This window comes from Inquilinus limosus DSM 16000 (genome assembly GCF_000423185.1).
Lineage (GTDB): Bacteria > Pseudomonadota > Alphaproteobacteria > DSM-16000 > Inquilinaceae > Inquilinus > Inquilinus limosus.
Window position 1 is genome coordinate 349,658 of the sequence record NZ_KE383985.1, and the last position, 16,781, is coordinate 366,438.

Below are 16,781 nucleotides of genomic sequence, written 5' to 3' on the forward strand. Positions count from 1 at the left end.
CGGCCTCGAGTTGATCCTCGATGTCGCCCGACACCGCAGCTGCGCATCGCGTGCCGGCCGTTCGACAAGAGGCGTTCCACGGCGGAAATCGATGCGTCGCCGCGCGATCGACCCGGAGATCCGGGGGACCCGGACATCCGATCGAACGATCGGGCAGACTGTCGCGCCGCCACGATACCGAGGCACCGCACTCTCGACAATGGGAGATTTCAACGGTAATGGGGCTCGCTGCCGCAAAGACCTGACTTGCGGCCGGGACCGTGGTAACACGAGGCGCCCGGCCCGACACCGTCATCAACGGAACACAATCGCGGCCTATTCGCTTCTGCGTCGAGGCCGGCCTCGCTGGGGCCGTCCCCGTCGTTCCGGGGCGGCGGCCGCCGCCCATCCATTGCCCCCAAGGTCCGATGCGCCTGATCGGCTGGCTCCTGTCCTCCCTCATCCTCCTCCTGGTCATCGCGGCGATCGGGGTCTTCGCGGCCGCCAGCTATTTCGGCCGCGACCTGCCGGATACGGCGCAGCTGGCCGAATATGCCCCGCCCATCACCACCCGCCTGCATGCGGCCGACGGCCGGCTGATGGCGGAATATGCCAGCCAGAACCGCCTGTTCGTGCCGTTCGGGGCGATCCCGCCCCTGGTGGCGCAGGCCTTCGTCTCGGCCGAGGACCAGCGCTTCTACGACCATCCGGGCGTCGACCTCCAGGGCATCGCCCGGGCCGGCATCTCCGCCATCCAGAACTACGCCTCCGGCCGCCGGGTGGAGGGCGCCTCGACCATCACCCAGCAGGTGGCGCGCAACTTCTTCCTGACGCCGGACCGGGCGATCAGCCGCAAGATCCGCGAGGTGCTGCTGGCGTTCCGGATCGAGAGCGCCTTCACCAAGCAGCAGATCCTCGAGCTGTATCTGAACCAGATCTATCTCGGCCGCGGCGCCTACGGCGTGGCGGCGGCGTCGCTGGCCTATTTCAACAAGCCGCTGAAGGACCTGACGATCTCCGAGGCCGCCTTCCTGGCCGGCCTGCCGAAGGCGCCCAGCAGCTACGACCCGAAGACCCGGCTGGACGCCGCCGTCGCCCGCCGCAACTACGTCATCGGCCGGCTGCTGGAGGACGGGGCGATCACCCGGGAGCAGGCCGACGCCGCCCGGGCCGAGCCGCTGGTGACCAAGGACCGGCGGCAGATCGAGTTCGTCAGCGCCAGCTACTTCGCCGAGGAGGTGCGGCGCGAGCTGCAGCGCCTCTACGGCAACGATGCCCTGTACCAGGGCGGGCTGTCGGTGCGCACCTCGCTCGACACGCATCTGCAGGATCTGGCCGACCAGGCGTTGCGCGGCGGCCTGCGCAGTTACGACATGCGGCACGGCTGGCGCGGCCCGCTGAAGAAGATCGAAGGCTTCGACGACTGGGCCGGGCAGCTGGCCGCGATCGAGCGGCCGGCCGGCGCCGGCGACTGGCAGATGGCCGTGGTGCTGGACGTCGACGCCAAGGGAGCGTCCATCGGCTTCTCGGACAAGAGCCGCGGCGTCATCCCCTTCGCCGAGATGAAATGGGCCCGGCCCTGGCGGCCGAACCAGACGGTCGGCGCCGAGCCGAGGAGGCCGTCCGACGTGCTGGCCAAGGGCGACGTGATCCTGGTCGAGCCGACCGGCCCGGTGCCGGAGGACAAGGCGGTGCCGCAGGAATTCGGCCTGCGCCAGATCCCCGACGTGCAGGGCGCGCTGGTGGCGCTCGACCCCAACACCGGCCGGGTGCTGGCGATCACGGGCGGCTACGACTACGCGATGAGCGAGTTCGACCGCGGCACCCAGGCGGTGCGACAGCCCGGCTCGACCTTCAAGCCCTTCGTCTATCTGACGGCGCTCGAGGCCGGCTACACCCCGGCCACCATCATCGACGACGCGCCGATCACCATCGACACCGGCACCACCGACTGGGCGCCGGAGAACGACGACCACCGGTTCCTCGGCCCGATGCCGCTGCGGGTGGGCGTGGAACGGTCGCGCAACCTGATGACGGTGCGGCTGATCCAGGCGGTCGGCCTCGACAAGGTCAAGGAGACGGCGGAGCGCTTCGGCGTCTACAAGGACATGCCGCTGCTCTACTCCATGGCGCTCGGCGCCGGCGCCACGACGCCGCTGCAGATGGCGACGGGCTTCGCCCAGATCGCCAATGGCGGCAAGAAGGTGGTGCCGACCTTCATCGACCGCATCCAGGACCGCACCGGCCGGACCATCTACCGGCACGACGACCGGCCCTGCGACAGCTGCGGCCAGCCCTGGGCCGACCAGGCGGCGCCGGTGATCCCGGACACGCGGGAGCAGATCGCCGACCCGGTCTCGGCCTATCAGATGACCTCGATCCTGCAGGGCGTGGTGCAGCGCGGCACCGCCTCGGCGCTGAACAAGCTGGGCTTCACCCTGGCCGGCAAGACCGGCACCACCAACGACGCCAAGGACGCCTGGTTCGTCGGCTTCTCGCCCGACCTGGTGGTGGCGATCTATGTCGGCTTCGACGACCCGAAGACGCTGGGCGCCCGCGAATGGGGGTCGACCGCGGCGCTGCCGATCTTCCGCGACTTCATCTCCGAGGCGCTGAAGGGCAAGGACGTGCCGCCCTTCCGCATCCCGCCCGGCGTCAACCTGGTGAAGATCGACCGGCTGACCGGCCAGCCCGCCTATGGCAGCGGCGGCGACACGATCTGGGAGGCCTTCCGCCCCGGCACCGAGCCCGGCACCGGCTACGCCCTCGACCGGCTCGACGGCACCGGCGGCGCGACCGACCAGGGCACCACCAGCTTCGGCGACAGCGTGCCGGAGGCCACGACCGGGACCGGCGGGCTGTACTGACGGCCGCCGCGGCCTAGATCAAGCGAAGCGGCGGGGCTGTCCCGCCGCCCGACGGCCGCACAGGGAGGAACGCATGGCTCTTCGCAAGTTCATCATCGAGCGCGACATCCCCGACGTCGGCAGCCTCGAGCGCGAGCAGCTGCGCGGCGCCGCCGCCAAGTCCAACGACGCCCTGCGGCAGATCGGCCCCGACATCCAGTGGGTCGAGAGCTATGTCGCCGACAACAAGACCTTCTGCGTCTACCTCGCCCGCGACGAGGAGGTGATCCGCAAGCACGCCGAGATCAGCGGTTTCCCGGCGACCAGGATCACCGAGATCCGCAAGATGATCGACCCGACGACAGAGAAGGCCGGCTGACACGGCCATCGGCGTCACCGGCGATGGACCTCGCGGCGTTCATCCGGCTGCTCGAAGCCTATCGCGACACCCGCTACCTGTTCACGGCCGACGGCGCCGAGCACGAGGTGCGGATCGACCGGCGGAACCCGGATGCCGAGGCTTGGCTGGCCGGCCGCGGCGTGACCGGGGCCGGCTTCGTCAGCGCCGACAACCCGGGCAGCCGGCTGGCGCCGGCGGCCGAGAACGCGGCGGCGCGGCAGCGCCTGGCCGAGGCGGTGCGCCGGCGCGGCTTCGACGCCGTGCCGCACACCGGCGCCGGGCTGGACGGCGCCTGGCCGCCGGAGCAGGGGCTGCTGGTGCTCGACATGCCGGCCGCGGATCTGGTCGCCCTGGCGGAGGAATTCGGCCAGAACGCGATCGTCTGGTTCGGCCCCGGCCGGCCGGCGCGGCTGGTGCCGACCCGGCTGCTGTTCGAGGCGCTCTCCCGGCCATGAAAAAAGGCCCGCGAGGGTCCTTCCCGATTGAGGCTCGTAGGTTGGGTTCGCGGCACGCGAACCCAACAGATGGCCGGCGGTGGGATGTTGGGTTCGCCGGGGCGAACCCAACCTACGCCTGTTCCATAAAAAAGGGCCCCTTTCGGGGCCCTTTCCGGTTCGGCGTTGCGGCAGCCCGGTCAGGCGTGGCCGGCGACGCTGCGGCTGACCGCGGTCAGCTTGGCGCGGGCCAGCTTCAGCGCCCGCTCGGCGACCGCCTTGTCGCCGGGGGTCTTGGCGTCGGCCACGTCCTCCTCGGCGTCGCGCAGCTCCTGCTCGACCTTGGCGCGGTCCAGCGAGGCCACCGGCACCACCTCCTCGGCCAGCACGGTGCAGCGCTCCGGCGTCACCTCGGCGAAGCCGCCGGTGACGAACAGCCGGCTGGAGATGGCGCTGCGCTGCTCATAGACGTCGATCACACCCGGCTGGATGGTCGACAGCATCGACATGTGCCCCTTCAGCACGCCGAAATGGCCGTCGCCGCCGGGGACGACCACCATCTCGACCTGCTGCGCCACGAGCAGCTTCTCGGGCGAGACCAGTTCGAAGGCGAATTTCTCGGCCATGGATGTCCCCGGCAGGCTTGGGCGTCAGATCAGGCGGCTTCGGCGAGCTTCTTCGCCTTGGCGACGGCGTCGTCGATGGTGCCGACCATGTAGAACGCCGCCTCCGGCAGGTGGTCGTAGTCGCCGTTGACGATGCCCTTGAAGCCGCGGACCGTCTCCTCGACCGGGACGAACACGCCCGGCGTGCCGGTGAACACCTCGGCGACGTGGAAGGGCTGGCTGAAGAAGCGCTGGATCTTCCGGGCGCGGGCCACGGTCAGCTTCTGCTCCTCGGTCAGCTCGTCCATGCCCAGGATGGCGATGATGTCCTGCAGCGCCTTGTACTCCTGCAGCGTGCGCTGCACGGCGCGGGCCACCTCGTAATGCTCCTGGCCGACGACGCGCGGGTCGAGGATGCGCGAGGTCGAGTCGAGCGGGTCCACCGCCGGGTAGATGCCGAGCTCGGAGATCGCGCGGCTCAGCACCGTCGTGGCGTCCAGGTGCGAGAACGAGGTCGCCGGGGCCGGGTCGGTCAGGTCGTCGGCGGGCACGTAGATGGCCTGCACCGAGGTGATCGAGCCCTTGGTGGTCGAGGTGATGCGCTCCTGCAGCGCGCCCATGTCGGTCGACAGGGTCGGCTGATAGCCCACCGCCGACGGGATGCGGCCCAGCAGCGCCGACACCTCGGCGCCCGCCTGGGTGAAGCGGAAGATGTTGTCGACGAAGAACAGCACGTCCTGGCCTTCGACGTCGCGGAAGTACTCGGCGACGGTCAGGCCCGACAGGCCGACGCGGGCGCGGGCCCCCGGCGGCTCGTTCATCTGGCCGTAGACGAGGGCCACCTTGGAGCCGTCCTCGCCCAGCTTGATGACGCCGGAGTCGATCATCTCGTGATACAGGTCGTTGCCCTCGCGGGTGCGCTCACCCACGCCGGCGAAGACCGACACGCCGCCATGCGCCTTGGCGATGTTGTTGATCAGCTCCTGGATGGTCACGGTCTTGCCGACGCCGGCGCCGCCGAACAGGCCGATCTTGCCGCCCTTGGCGTAGGGGCCGATCAGGTCGACGACCTTGATGCCGGTGACCAGCATCTCGGCCTCGGTCGCCTGGTCGACGAATTCCGGGGCCGGGCGGTGGATCGGGAAGTGCTGCTTGGCGTTGATCGGGCCGCGCTCGTCGATCGGCTCGCCGATCACGTTCATGATGCGGCCGAGCGTCTCCGGGCCGACCGGCACCGAGATGGCGTTGCCGGTGTCGTGCACCTTGGCGCCGCGGACCAGGCCGTCGGTCGAGTCCATGGCGATGCAGCGCACCGTGTTCTCGCCGAGATGCTGCGCCGCCTCGAGCACGAGGGTCCTGCCGCCGATCTCGGTGGTCAGCGCATTCAGGATGGCGGGCAGCTCGCCATCGAACTGGACGTCCACCACGGCGCCCAGAACCTGGCTGATGCGGCCGATGACGTTGCTTCCGGTCTGGGTCTCGACCATGGTGTTCACGCTCCTCGAACTGACTTCAAGCGATCGGTGGATCAGGGGCGCCTTAGACGGCTTCGGCGCCGGAGATGATCTCGATCAGCTCCTTGGTGATGTAGGCCTGGCGGGTCCGGTTGTAGACCAGCGTCAGCCGCTTGATCATGTCGCCCGCGTTGCGCGTCGCATTGTCCATCGCGGTCATGCGCGCGCCCTGCTCGGAGGCGGCGGATTCGAGCAGCGCCTTGTAGACCTGGATCGCCAGGTTGCGCGGCAGCAGCTCCGCCAGGATCTGCTCCTCGCTGGGCTCGAACTCGTAGACGATGTTCGAGGCCGTGGCCTCGGTCACCGCCGGGATCGCCACCGGCACCAGCTGCTGCACGGTGATGATCTGGCTGATCGCCGACTTGAACTTGTTGTAGACGACCGAGCAGACGTCGAATTCGCCGGCCCCGAACATGGTGAGGATCCGGGTCGCGATCGCGTCGGCGTCTGCGAAGCCCAGCTTCGGCCGGCCGATGTCGACGATGCTGTCGACGATCAGGCTGGCATAGTCGCGGCGCAGGCTGTCGCGGCCCTTGCGGCCGACGATCAGCAGCTTCACCTGCTTGCCCAGCCCCTGCAGCTCACGGATCTGCTTGCGCGTCTCGCGCAGCACCGTGGCGTTGAACGCGCCGGCCAGGCCGCGGTCGGAGGTGACGACCAGCAGCAGGTGGACATCGTTCCTGCCGGTGCCGGCGATCAGCTTCGGGCCCTGGCCGGCCGTCTTGGCGCCGGCGGCCAGGCCGACCAGCATCCGCTCCATCCGGTCGGCATAGGGCCGGCCGGCTTCGGCCTGCTCCTGGGCGCGGCGCAGCTTCGACGCCGCGACCATCTTCATGGCCGCAGTGATCTTCTGCGTCGACTTGACGCTGGAGATCCGGTTCCTGAGGTCCTTCAACGACGGCATGGCGCCCCGCCTTCAAGTCTCGTGGTGGGTGCGACCGTCGCTCAGACGAAGGTCTTGGCGTAGTTCGCGATGAAGCCGTTCAGCTTCTCCTCCGTCTCCGGCGAGAGCTGCTTCTCGTTGCGGATCGCCTCGAGGATCGCCTTGCCCTCGTCGCGCAGCGCGTCGAGCAGGCCCTTCTCGAAATCCTGCACCCGGTTGGCCGGCACGCTGTCGAGATGACCGCGCACGCCGGCGAAGATCGACGCCACCTGCTCCTCGACCGGCTGCGGGCTGAACTGCGGCTGCTTCAGCAGCTCGGTCAGGCGCGCGCCGCGGGCCAGGAGCTTCTGGGTCGAGGCGTCGAGGTCGGAGGCGAACTGGGCGAAGGCCTCCATCTCGCGGTACTGCGCGAGCTCGAGCTTGATGCGGCCGGCGACCTGCTTCATCGCCTTGATCTGGGCGGCGGAGCCGACGCGGCTGACCGACAGGCCGACATTGATGGCCGGGCGGACGCCCTTATAGAACAGGCCGGTCTCGAGGAAGATCTGGCCGTCGGTGATCGAGATCACGTTGGTCGGGATGTAGGCCGAGACGTCGCCCGCCTGGGTCTCGATGACCGGCAGCGCGGTCAGCGAGCCGGCGCCGTGCTCGTCGTTCATCTTCGCCGCGCGCTCCAGCAGGCGGCTGTGCAGGTAGAACACGTCGCCCGGATACGCCTCGCGGCCCGGCGGGCGGCGCAGCAGCAGCGACATCTGGCGGTAGGCCACGGCCTGCTTGGACAGATCATCATAGATGATCAGCGCGTGCATGCCGTTGTCGCGGAAGAACTCGCCCATCGCGGCGCCGGTGTAGGGCGCCAGGAACTGCAGCGGCGCCGGCTCCGACGCCGTCGCGGCGACGACGGTGGTGTATTCGAGCGCGCCGTATTCCTCGAGCGTCTTGACGATCTGGGCGACCGTCGAGCGCTTCTGGCCGACCGCGACATAGATGCAGTACAGCTTCTGCTTCTCGTCGCCGGACTTGTTGATCTCGCGCTGGTTCAGGATGGTGTCGATCGCGACGGCGGTCTTGCCGGTCTGGCGGTCGCCGATGATCAGCTCGCGCTGGCCGCGGCCGATCGGCGTCAGCGCGTCGATCGACTTCAGGCCGGTCTGCATCGGCTCGTGCACCGACTTGCGCGGGATGATGCCGGGGGCCTTGACCTCGACGCGGCTCATCTTGGCGTCCTGGATCGGGCCCTTGCCGTCGATCGGGTTGCCCAGGGCGTCGACCACGCGGCCCAAGAGGCCGCGGCCGACCGGAACCTCGACGATGGCGCCGGTGCGCTTGACCGTGTCGCCTTCCTTGATGTCGCGGTCCTCGCCGAAGATCACGATACCGACATTGTCGGTCTCGAGGTTCAGCGCCATGCCCTTGATGCCGCCCGGGAACTCGACCATCTCGCCCGCCTGGACGTTGTCGAGACCGTAGACGCGGGCGACGCCGTCACCGACCGACAGCACCTGGCCGACCTCGGCCACGTCGGCCTCGGTCCCGAAATTGGCGATCTGATCCTTGATGATCGCAGAGATTTCGGCGGCACGGATGTCCATCAGACGGTCCCCTTCATCGCGAGCTGCAGCTTGGCCAGTTTCGTGCGCAGGGAGCTGTCGACCATGCGCGAGCCGACTTTGACGATCATCCCGCCGAGCAGCGCGGGATCGACTTTGACATTGACCTGGACCTTGGCGCCCATGGCCTTCTTCAGCTGATCGACCAGCGCCTCGGTCTGGCGGTCGGTCAGCGCCGCGGCGGCGGTGACCTCGGCGGTGACCTCGCCGCGGCGGCGGGCCAGCTCGGCCAGGAAGGCGTCGATCATGGCGTCGAGGGCGAACAGGCGGCGGTTGCGCGCCACCAAGCCGACGAAGCGGCGCACCAGGTCGGACACGCCCGCCCGTTCCAGCACCGCGGCCATCGCCTTGCCCTGCGCGTCGCGCGACAGCAGCGGGCTGCGGACCAGACGGCGGAGATCCTCGCTCTCGGCCAGAGCCGCCTTCAGGCCGCGCAGATCGTCCGCGGTCCGGTCGAGCGTCTTGCCTTCATCTGCGAGTGCGTACAGCGCCGTCGCGTAACTGGATGCGAGGCCGGATATCCCTGACCCTGTGGCTGCCACCGATCGTCCCTCGATCGTTTTGTTTCGATCGTGGCAGGAGGCCACGACCGCCGAGTGTTCGGGGGGCTCGATCGCACAACAAGATATTGTCCGAGGCCCACCCCTTCCGCTCGGCGCGCCGTCATCTAACATAGCGGTTGGGGGTGTGCAACCGGCATTCCGGGCGGGTTTTTGATGCTTTGGTGCCGGATGTAGACTGCCGCGAACGATTCGCATCCTCCGGAGAGCCGGAATGCAGCACGACCATCCGCCCGGAGAGGCGCCGCACACGCACGGATCCGCAGCCGGGCGCGGCCACGCGGCGCACGGCCACGGGCCGGGCCACGACCATCACCCCGGGCATCACCACGGGATGCCGGAGGGGGCGGATGGTGAGCGGCGCCTGCTGGCCGCTTTGGCGATCACTGCCGGCTTCATGCTGCTCGAGGCGGCCGGCGGCTGGATCGCCAATTCCCTCGCGCTCCTGGCCGATGCCGGGCACATGCTGACCGATGCGGCGGCGCTGGCGCTGGCCTGGCTGGCGGCGCGGATGGCGCGGCGTCCGCGCGACGCCCGGCGCAGCTACGGCTACGGCCGGGTGCAGGTGCTGGCCGCCTTCGCCAACGGCATCGTGCTGCTGGCGGTGGTGGTCGCCATCGTGGTCGAGGCCGCCGGCCGCCTGGCCGCGCCGGCGCCGGTCGAAGGCGGGCTGATGATGGGCATCGCCGCCGCCGGCCTCGTCGCCAACCTTGTCGCCTACCGGGTGCTGCAGGGCGGCGACCGGACGAATTTGAACCTCCGCGGCGCCGCGCTGCACGTCATGGGCGACCTGCTCGGCTCGATCGGCGCGCTCGCCGCCGGCGCGGTCATCCTCCTGACCGGCTGGACGCCGATCGATCCGATCCTGTCGGTGCTGGTGTCGCTGCTGGTCCTGCGCAGCGCCTGGGCGATCCTGCGCGAATCCGGCCATGTGCTGGTCGAAGGCACGCCCGGCGGGATCGACGAGGCGGCGCTGACCGCGGCGATCCTGGCCGGGGTGCCGGCGGTGATCGACGTGCACCACGTCCATGCCTGGACCCTGACGCCGGGCCGGCCGATCGTGACCCTGCACGCCCGGCTGCGCGAAGGCGCCGATTCCGACCAGGCGATCGGCGCGGTGACCCGGCTGCTGCGCGACCGCTTCGGCATCGACCACGCCACGGTGCAGGCGGAATTCGAGATCTGCGCCGATGTCGCGCACGCGCCGCGACACTAAGCGACACGGGCCGGAGCGGAAAAGCGCAATCGCCAGTTCACCTTTTTGCCCGGAAGCGGTAATTATTCAACATAATCCAGTGTATTTGATGTCGCCCATGGCCCGGCTTCCGGGGCTGCGGGCCCGGAAAGGTGACGATGGGTCATACTGGAGCTCTCGCCCGCGATGCGGACCCGATGTCGATCTGCCGCAACGTGACGGTCGCCGGACGGCGAACCAGCGTCCGCATGGAGGTCGTGTTCTGGGACGGGCTGATGGAGATCTGCGCCCGTGAGCAGATCGGCCTGAACGAGATCTGCACCCGCATCGACGCCGCCCGCAGGGGCAGCGGCCTGACCGGGGCGCTCAGGGTCTTCGTCCTGTGCTATTTCCGCGAGCTGACGCGCCGCCCGGCGACGGTGCAGCCGCCGGCCCACGCCTCGGTCCAGACCCCGCCGGCGCTGCTGACCGCGGCGCTGGAGGGCGTCGTCGGCGCCAGGGCGTAGAGGGCGGGTTCGCTTGAACAGGTGATCGGGGTGCGTGTGTAGCTCGGATTCGCTGCCGCGAACCCGAGCTGCGCCATCTCAGGCGAGACCGTCCCAGTTCAGCCTTTCGACGGCCGCGACTGGCCGCAGCCGGTGCCGTTCGGCCGCGGCGGCGAGCTTGTGCGCGTCCGGCCGGCCGGTGGCCCCGTCGCGCAGCTCGGCGCCGTGGATGCCGCCGATCACGAACAGCCCGTCGATCCCGGCCGCGGCGGCGCCGGCGATGTCGGTGTGGAAGCTGTCGCCGACCGCCAGCACCCGCGCCGGATCGGGCCGGCCCAGCAGCTCGAAGCAGCGGCGATAGACCGGCGGATGCGGCTTGCCGTGGTAGAACACCTGCCCGCCCAGCGTCTCGTAATGCTGGGCCAGGGCCCCGGCGCAGATCTGCATCCGGCCGCCGACGATGACGACGATGTCCGGGTTGGCGCAGATCATCGGCAGGCTGCGCGCCGCCGCGGCCTCCAGCAGCGGGGCGTGGTCCTCGACCCGCTCCTCCGGGTCGTCGATGCCGGTGTTCAGCACGAACTCGGCCTCGGCCAGGTCGTCGACGCGGACGATGTCGTCGACGCCCTCATAGACGTCGGCGTCCCGCTCGGGCCCGAGATGCAGGAAGCGCTCGCCCAGCGCCTGGTGGAAGTCGTCGTCGCGCGCCACCAGCGCCAGATGCGCCGCCTCGCCCGAGGACAGGATGGCGTCCCAGCAATCCTCCGGCACGCCGATCTGGGCCAGGCGCTGCGTCACCGACCCGACCCGCCGCGGTGCGTTCGACAGGAGGCACACCTGCTTGCCCTCGGCGCGCAGCCGCTGCAGGCAGTCGACCACGCCGGGATAGGGCGTGACCCCGTCATGCACCACGCCCCAGAGGTCGACGATGAAGGCGTCGTAGCGGTCGCGGATCGTGGCGATGCCGTCGAGGATCGGAATGCTGTCGGTCATCCGTGCAGGCCTGTTGGTCCCATTCCGGTCTTGTGCCATGGCGGGTGGGGCGGCGCCACCGGCGCCGCCCGTGCTCAGGCCGTCAGCTCTTCGCCCTGGCCCTTCAGCTTCGCCGCCAGCGAGGCCTCCAGGAACTGGTCGATGTCGCCGTCCAGAACCGAGGCGGAGGCGCTGGTCTCCACGCCGGTGCGCAGGTCCTTCACCATCTGGTAGGGCTGCAGCACGTAGCTGCGGATCTGGTGGCCCCAGCCGATGTCGGTCTTCTCCGCCTGCAGCGCCTCGGCCTGGGCCTCGCGCAGCTGCAGCTCGCGCTCGTAGAGGCGGGCGCGCAGCATGTCCATAGCCATGGCCCGGTTGCGGTGCTGCGACCGGTCGTTCTGGCAGGCGACGATGATCCCGGTCGGGATATGGGTGATGCGGATCGCCGATTCCGTCTTGTTGACGTGCTGGCCGCCCGCGCCCGAGGACCGGTAGGTGTCGACCTTCAGGTCCTTCTCGTCGATCGTGATGTCGATCGAATCGTCGATCACCGGAGAGACGGCGACCGAGGCGAAGCTGGTGTGCCGCCGCGCCGCGCTGTCGAAGGGGCTGATCCGGACCAGGCGGTGCACGCCCGATTCGGTCTTCAGCCAGCCATAGGCGTTGTGGCCCTTGATCAGCACCGTGGCCGACTTGATCCCGGCCTCTTCGCCCGGGCTCTCCTCCAGCCACTCGACCTTGAAGCCGTGCTGCTCGGCCCAGCGCACATACATGCGCAGCAGCATCTGGCCCCAGTCCTGGGCCTCGGTGCCGCCGGCGCCGGCATTGACCTCGAGATAGCAGTCGTTGCCGTCGGCCTCGCCGGCCAGCAGGCTCTCCAGCTGCTTCTTCGCCACCCGCTCGGCCAGCTGGCCCAGCTGCGCCTCGGCATCGGCCAGAACCTCGGCGTCGTCCTCGGCCTCGGCCAGCTCGATCAGGCCGATGGTGTCGTCGAACTCGCCCGCCAGCGCCTTGTAGCCGGTGATGGCGTTGTCCAGATGGGTGCGCTCGCGCAGCAGGGTCTGCGCCTTCTCCGGGTTGTCCCAGAGCTTCGGGTCCTCGGCGAGCGCGTTCAGCTCGTCCAGTCGTCTGACGGCGTTATCCCAGTCAAAGAGACCTCCTCAGCAGCGCGAGCGACTGCTTGATCTCTTGGGCCTTGGCTTCGGTCTCGGCACGCATGGCGTGCGTTCCTCTCGAATTCCGTTCACAGATCTCGGTGCCTCCGGCCCGCCGCAGGGCGGGGCCGCAGACGCGAACGGGGGATGTAGGACGGATCGGCCGTGAGGTAAAGGCCGCGGGCGGAAAAGATCGTACCGCGGCCCCGTTCCTCAGGCCTGGCGCGGCCGCAGCTGGCCGACGTCGCGCACCGCGCCGCGGGAGGCGCTGGTGGTCAGCGCCGCATAGGCCTGCAGCGCCGCCGAGACTTTTCGCGCGCGCGGCGCCGCCGGCTTCCACCCGCCGTCGGCGCGGGCGTTCATCGCCGCCCGCCGCCGCGCCAGCTCCTCCTCGGAGACGGCGAGGTGGATCCGGCGGCCGGGGATATCGATCTCGATCGTGTCGCCCTCCTCGACCAGGGCGATGGCGCCGCCTTCCGCCGCCTCGGGCGAGACATGGCCGATCGACAGGCCGGAGGAGCCGCCGGAGAAGCGGCCATCGGTGACCAGGGCGCAGACCTTGCCCAGCCCTTTCGACTTCAGATAGCTGGTGGGGTACAGCATCTCCTGCATGCCGGGGCCGCCGCGCGGGCCTTCGTAGCGGATCAGCACCACGTCGCCGGGCTGGATCCGGCCGCCCAGGATGCCGTCGACCGCCGCGTCCTGGCTCTCGAAGATCCGGGCCGGGCCGGAGAAGGTCAGGATGCTGGCGTCGACGCCGGCGGTCTTCACCACGCAGCCATCCTCGGCGATGTTGCCGTACAGCACCGCCAGGCCGCCATCCGGGCTGAAGGCGTGCTCGAGGTCGCGGATGGTGCCGCGCTTGCGGTCGTCGTCGACGCTCGGGTACCGCGCGTCCTGGCTGAAGGCGACCTGGGTCGGGATGCCGCCCGGCGCCGCGCGGTAGAAGGTGTGGACCGACTCGCTGTCGGTGCGCTTGATGTCCCAGCGGTCCAGCGCGGCGGCCAGGCTCTCGGCATGGACCGTGCGGGTGTCGCGGTGCAGGAGGCCGGCGCGGTCCAGCTCGCCCAGGATCGCCATGATGCCGCCGGCGCGGTGGACGTCCTCCATATGCACGTTCGGCACCGCGGGCGCGACCTTGCACAGCACCGGCACCCGGCGCGACAGGCGGTCGATGTCGGCCATGGTGAAGTCGACCCCGCCCTCCTGCGCCGCCGCCAGCAGGTGCAGCACGGTGTTGGTCGACCCGCCCATGGCGATGTCGAGCGTCATCGCGTTCTCGAAGGCGTCGAAGGTGGCGATGCGGCGCGGCAGCACCGATTCGTCGTTCTGCTCGTAGTAGCGCTTCACCAGGTCGACGATCAGGTGCCCGGCCTCGACGAACAGGCGCTTGCGGTCGGCATGGGTGGCGAGGGTGGAGCCGTTGCCCGGCAGCGCCAAGCCCAGCGCCTCGGTCAGGCAGTTCATCGAATTGGCGGTGAACATGCCGGAGCAGGAGCCGCAGGTCGGGCAGGCCGACCGCTCGATCACCTTCACGTCCTCGTCGCTGATCCGGCTGTCGGCGGCGGCGACCATGGCGTCGACCAGGTCCAGCGCCTTGGCCTCGCCGTGCAGCTTGACCTTGCCGGCCTCCATCGGCCCGCCGGACACGAACACCACCGGGATGTTCAGCCGCATCGCCGCCATCAGCATACCCGGCGTGATCTTGTCGCAGTTCGAGATGCAGACCATGCCGTCGGCGCAATGCGCGTTGACCATGTACTCGACGCTGTCGGCGATGATCTCGCGCGACGGCAGGCTGTACAGCATGCCGTCATGGCCCATGGCGATGCCGTCGTCGACGGCGATGGTGTTGAACTCCTTGGCGACCCCGCCCGCGGCCTCGATCTCCCGCGCCACCAACTGGCCGAGGTCCTTGAGGTGGACATGGCCGGGCACGAATTGGGTGAAGGAGTTGACGACGGCGATGATCGGCTTGCCGAAATCCGCATCCGTCATGCCGGTCGCGCGCCAGAGCCCGCGGGCTCCGGCCATGTTGCGGCCGTGGGTTGTGGTGCGGGAACGATAGGCTGGCATTGATCGGGTCCGTGCTGCTCGGGTCACTTTCGGTCGGCCGGATGCCTGCGGCGATCAGAAAAGAACCGCGGCGCCCGTCGGAAACGTCCAATCCAGAAAGAACGCCATTCCCGCCCGCGGCGCAAGGGCGGCGGACGCAACGCTCCCGCGCGTCGGGTCTATAAGCGCGACGTCACTCCAGCAAATCACCCTGCAATCGCTTTACCAGTTCCGAGGTGACCGGTGCGGCATTGCCAGTCACAGGCAGCAACGGAACGCCATTGCGGACCTTTCCACTTGGGGCAGATGAGCGGGACAGTACGTCTTCGACAATCCTCCGCCCCAGATCGGTCAGGACAAGGTTTTCTCCATCGCCCACGCAAAAGCCCCGGCCCGTCAATTCGTCCTGAATTAGACGGGCGATGGTGCGAGATGGCCGGTGCGAAAGATGTGCCGAAGGCGAGAGCTCGTGATACAGGTTGATCAGCACTTGCAACGCCAAGGGCTGGGGCCTGGCAATTTCTCAGAGTCGGGAACTGCCATCTCGCTCTCCATTAATAGCAAGATATTGTAACACGCCCGGCCATTGGCCCTAAAGGTAGTCGGATGTCGTCGTTGAGGCGTTAGCAAGAGTGAAGTCGCGGGCGCCGTTCCTGTCAGTCCGTCTCTATCGCGTCGATCGCGCCCCTTCGGGGCCGGGCGCCGGGTCGTCGGCGGCGTAGGCCGGGGCGGCCAGGCGCAGGCAGCTGACCACCGTGGCGGCGGTCGCCAGCCCGGCCGCGGTCAGCAGCGCGACCTGGCTGCCATGATCGGGGAAATGCGCGAACAGCAGCGCCACCAGCGCCGCGCCGGTGGCCTGGCCCAGCAGGCGGGCGGTGCCCAGCATGCCGCTGGCGGCGCCGCTGCGGCTGCGCGGGGCCGACCCGATCATCACCCGGTTGTTGGGCGACTGGAACAGGCCGAAGCCGGCGCCGCACAGCGCCATGCGCCAGACCACGCCGAAGGGGGAGGGATCCTCCGGCAGGGTCGCCAGCAGCACCAGGCCGACGGCCATGAGGGCGAGGCCGATGCCGCCCAGGACGCCGGGCGGATGCCGGTCGGCCAGGCGGCCGGCGAAGGGTGCGGTGACCGCCACCGCCAGCGGCCAGGGAATCATCAGCATTCCGACCTCGGCCGGGGTGAAGCCATAGCCGGTCTGCAGCAGGAAGGGCAGCGTGACGAAGGCCGCCATCTGCGCCGCGAAGGAGCTGATCGAGGTGGCGACCGACAGTCCGACCACCGGAATGCGCAGCAGGTCCAGCGGCAGCAGCGGCGTGGCCTGGGCCAGCTGCCGCCGGACCAGCCAGAGGCCCGCGACGAGGCACAGGCCGAACTGCAGCGCGATCAGCGGCCAGTCGAGCGCATGGGCGATGCTGTCGATCCCGGTGATCAGCAGGCCGAAGGTGGCGGCGGAGAGGAGGGCGCTCAGCAGGTCGAAGCGCCGGTCGGCCAGGTCGCTCTCCGGCAGGTTGCGGCTGCCGATGAGGATCGCGGCGATGCCGAGCGGCAGGTTGATCGCGAACAGCCAGGGCCAGGAGGCGATCGACAGCAGGGCGCCGGCGAAGCTGGGGCCGATGGTGGAGGCGCTGGCCGCGATCATGGCGTTGACGCCCAGCACATGGCCCAGCCGGGCGCGCGGGAAGATGTAGCGGATCAGCGCGGTGTTGACGCTCATGATCCCGGCGGCGCCGAAGCCCTGGGCGACGCGGGAGAGGGTCAGCGCCAGCAGCGAGTCCGACAGGGCGCAGGCCAGCGAGGCGATGGTGAACAGGGCGAGGCCGCCGACATAGATCCGGCGGTAGCCGACGATCTCGCCCAGCCCCGCCAGCGGCAGCAGCGAGACCACCACCGCCAGCTGATAGGCGTTGACGATCCAGATCGACATCGACGGGCTGGCCCGGAATTCCGCCGCGATCGTGGGCAGCGCCACATTGGCGACGGAGCCGTCGAGCACGGCGAGCATGATGCCGAGCACCACGGTGGCGAAGGCCCATCTGCGGCGGGGCAGGGGCAGGCCGTCGGGCAGGGAGGACACGGGCGAGACCTCGCA

At 69.6% G+C, this 16,781-nt stretch carries 15 protein-coding genes; 5 read left to right on the plus strand and 10 right to left on the minus strand.

From position 1 onward, the window contains the following. The first annotated feature begins 407 nt into the window (after positions 1-407). From G537_RS41020 to G537_RS41025, 3 genes are all read left to right on the plus strand, one after another. On the plus strand, positions 408-2,846 hold the full coding sequence (locus G537_RS41020; protein WP_051249359.1) for a penicillin-binding protein 1A: 2,439 nt from the start codon (positions 408-410) through the stop codon (positions 2,844-2,846). A gap of 73 nt (positions 2,847-2,919) precedes the next feature. After that, positions 2,920-3,204, plus strand: a complete 285-nt coding sequence (locus tag G537_RS0131340; protein ID WP_026873402.1) for a DUF4242 domain-containing protein — start codon at positions 2,920-2,922, stop codon at positions 3,202-3,204. Between the two features lie 23 nt (positions 3,205-3,227). After that, positions 3,228-3,680 carry a DUF3293 domain-containing protein gene (locus tag G537_RS41025; RefSeq protein ID WP_051249360.1) on the plus strand — a complete coding sequence of 151 codons (453 nt, stop codon included), beginning with the start codon at positions 3,228-3,230 and terminating at the stop codon, positions 3,678-3,680. Positions 3,681-3,859: 179 nt separating this feature from the next. Here the strand turns inward: G537_RS41025 and G537_RS0131355 are convergent, their stop codons facing one another. The 5 genes from G537_RS0131355 to G537_RS0131375 are packed head-to-tail and all read right to left on the minus strand — an operon-like array spanning position 3,860 to position 8,813. Next, positions 3,860-4,285, minus strand: coding sequence for a F0F1 ATP synthase subunit epsilon (locus tag G537_RS0131355; RefSeq protein ID WP_026873403.1), 426 nt, complete (start codon positions 4,283-4,285; stop codon positions 3,860-3,862). 29 nt (positions 4,286-4,314) lie between these two features. Further along, a complete protein-coding gene (gene atpD, locus G537_RS0131360) occupies positions 4,315-5,751 on the minus strand; it encodes a F0F1 ATP synthase subunit beta (protein WP_026873404.1) in 1,437 nt (478 codons plus the stop codon). Positions 5,752-5,803: 52 nt separating this feature from the next. Next, a complete protein-coding gene (locus G537_RS0131365) occupies positions 5,804-6,682 on the minus strand; it encodes a F0F1 ATP synthase subunit gamma (RefSeq protein ID WP_026873405.1) in 879 nt (292 codons plus the stop codon). A 41-nt stretch (positions 6,683-6,723) separates the two neighbouring features. Continuing rightward, positions 6,724-8,253 carry a F0F1 ATP synthase subunit alpha gene (gene atpA / locus G537_RS0131370; RefSeq protein WP_026873406.1) on the minus strand — a complete coding sequence of 510 codons (1,530 nt, stop codon included), beginning with the start codon at positions 8,251-8,253 and terminating at the stop codon, positions 6,724-6,726. Beyond that, positions 8,253-8,813 carry a F0F1 ATP synthase subunit delta gene (locus G537_RS0131375; protein ID WP_026873407.1) on the minus strand — a complete coding sequence of 187 codons (561 nt, stop codon included), beginning with the start codon at positions 8,811-8,813 and terminating at the stop codon, positions 8,253-8,255. The genes atpA and G537_RS0131375 overlap by 1 nt, the downstream gene beginning before the upstream one ends. A gap of 232 nt (positions 8,814-9,045) precedes the next feature. On the opposite strand from G537_RS0131375, the gene G537_RS41030 reads away from it, so the two are divergent. Next, positions 9,046-10,047, plus strand: a complete 1,002-nt coding sequence (locus tag G537_RS41030; RefSeq protein ID WP_081689172.1) for a cation diffusion facilitator family transporter — start codon at positions 9,046-9,048, stop codon at positions 10,045-10,047. Between the two features lie 137 nt (positions 10,048-10,184). Then, positions 10,185-10,532 carry a ribbon-helix-helix domain-containing protein gene (locus tag G537_RS41035; RefSeq protein ID WP_081689173.1) on the plus strand — a complete coding sequence of 116 codons (348 nt, stop codon included), beginning with the start codon at positions 10,185-10,187 and terminating at the stop codon, positions 10,530-10,532. A 78-nt stretch (positions 10,533-10,610) separates the two neighbouring features. Here the strand turns inward: G537_RS41035 and G537_RS0131390 are convergent, their stop codons facing one another. The 5 genes from G537_RS0131390 to G537_RS41040 form a co-directional block, all read right to left on the minus strand. Further along, the gene (locus G537_RS0131390; protein ID WP_026873408.1) at positions 10,611-11,504 is read right to left on the minus strand and encodes a TIGR01459 family HAD-type hydrolase; all 894 of its coding nucleotides are present in this window, start codon (positions 11,502-11,504) and stop codon (positions 10,611-10,613) included. Between the two features lie 74 nt (positions 11,505-11,578). After that, positions 11,579-12,701 (minus strand): peptide chain release factor 2 gene (gene prfB / locus G537_RS0131395; protein ID WP_155888860.1). Its coding sequence is split into 2 segments (ribosomal slippage): positions 11,579-12,631 and positions 12,633-12,701, totalling 1,122 coding nucleotides; the frame shifts between segments, so codons are not numbered across the junction. A gap of 149 nt (positions 12,702-12,850) precedes the next feature. Then, positions 12,851-14,713 (minus strand): dihydroxy-acid dehydratase, encoded by a 1,863-nt coding sequence (gene ilvD / locus G537_RS0131400; protein ID WP_026873410.1) that lies wholly within the window; start codon positions 14,711-14,713, stop codon positions 12,851-12,853. A gap of 172 nt (positions 14,714-14,885) precedes the next feature. Continuing rightward, positions 14,886-15,182: a hypothetical protein gene (locus G537_RS44100; protein WP_155888861.1), complete on the minus strand. Its 297-nt coding sequence runs from the start codon at positions 15,180-15,182 to the stop codon at positions 14,886-14,888. Between the two features lie 177 nt (positions 15,183-15,359). Further along, entirely contained in the window at positions 15,360-16,766 is a 1,407-nt protein-coding gene (locus G537_RS41040; RefSeq protein WP_064742250.1) for an MFS transporter, read from the minus strand. Positions 16,767-16,781: the final 15 nt, after the last annotated feature.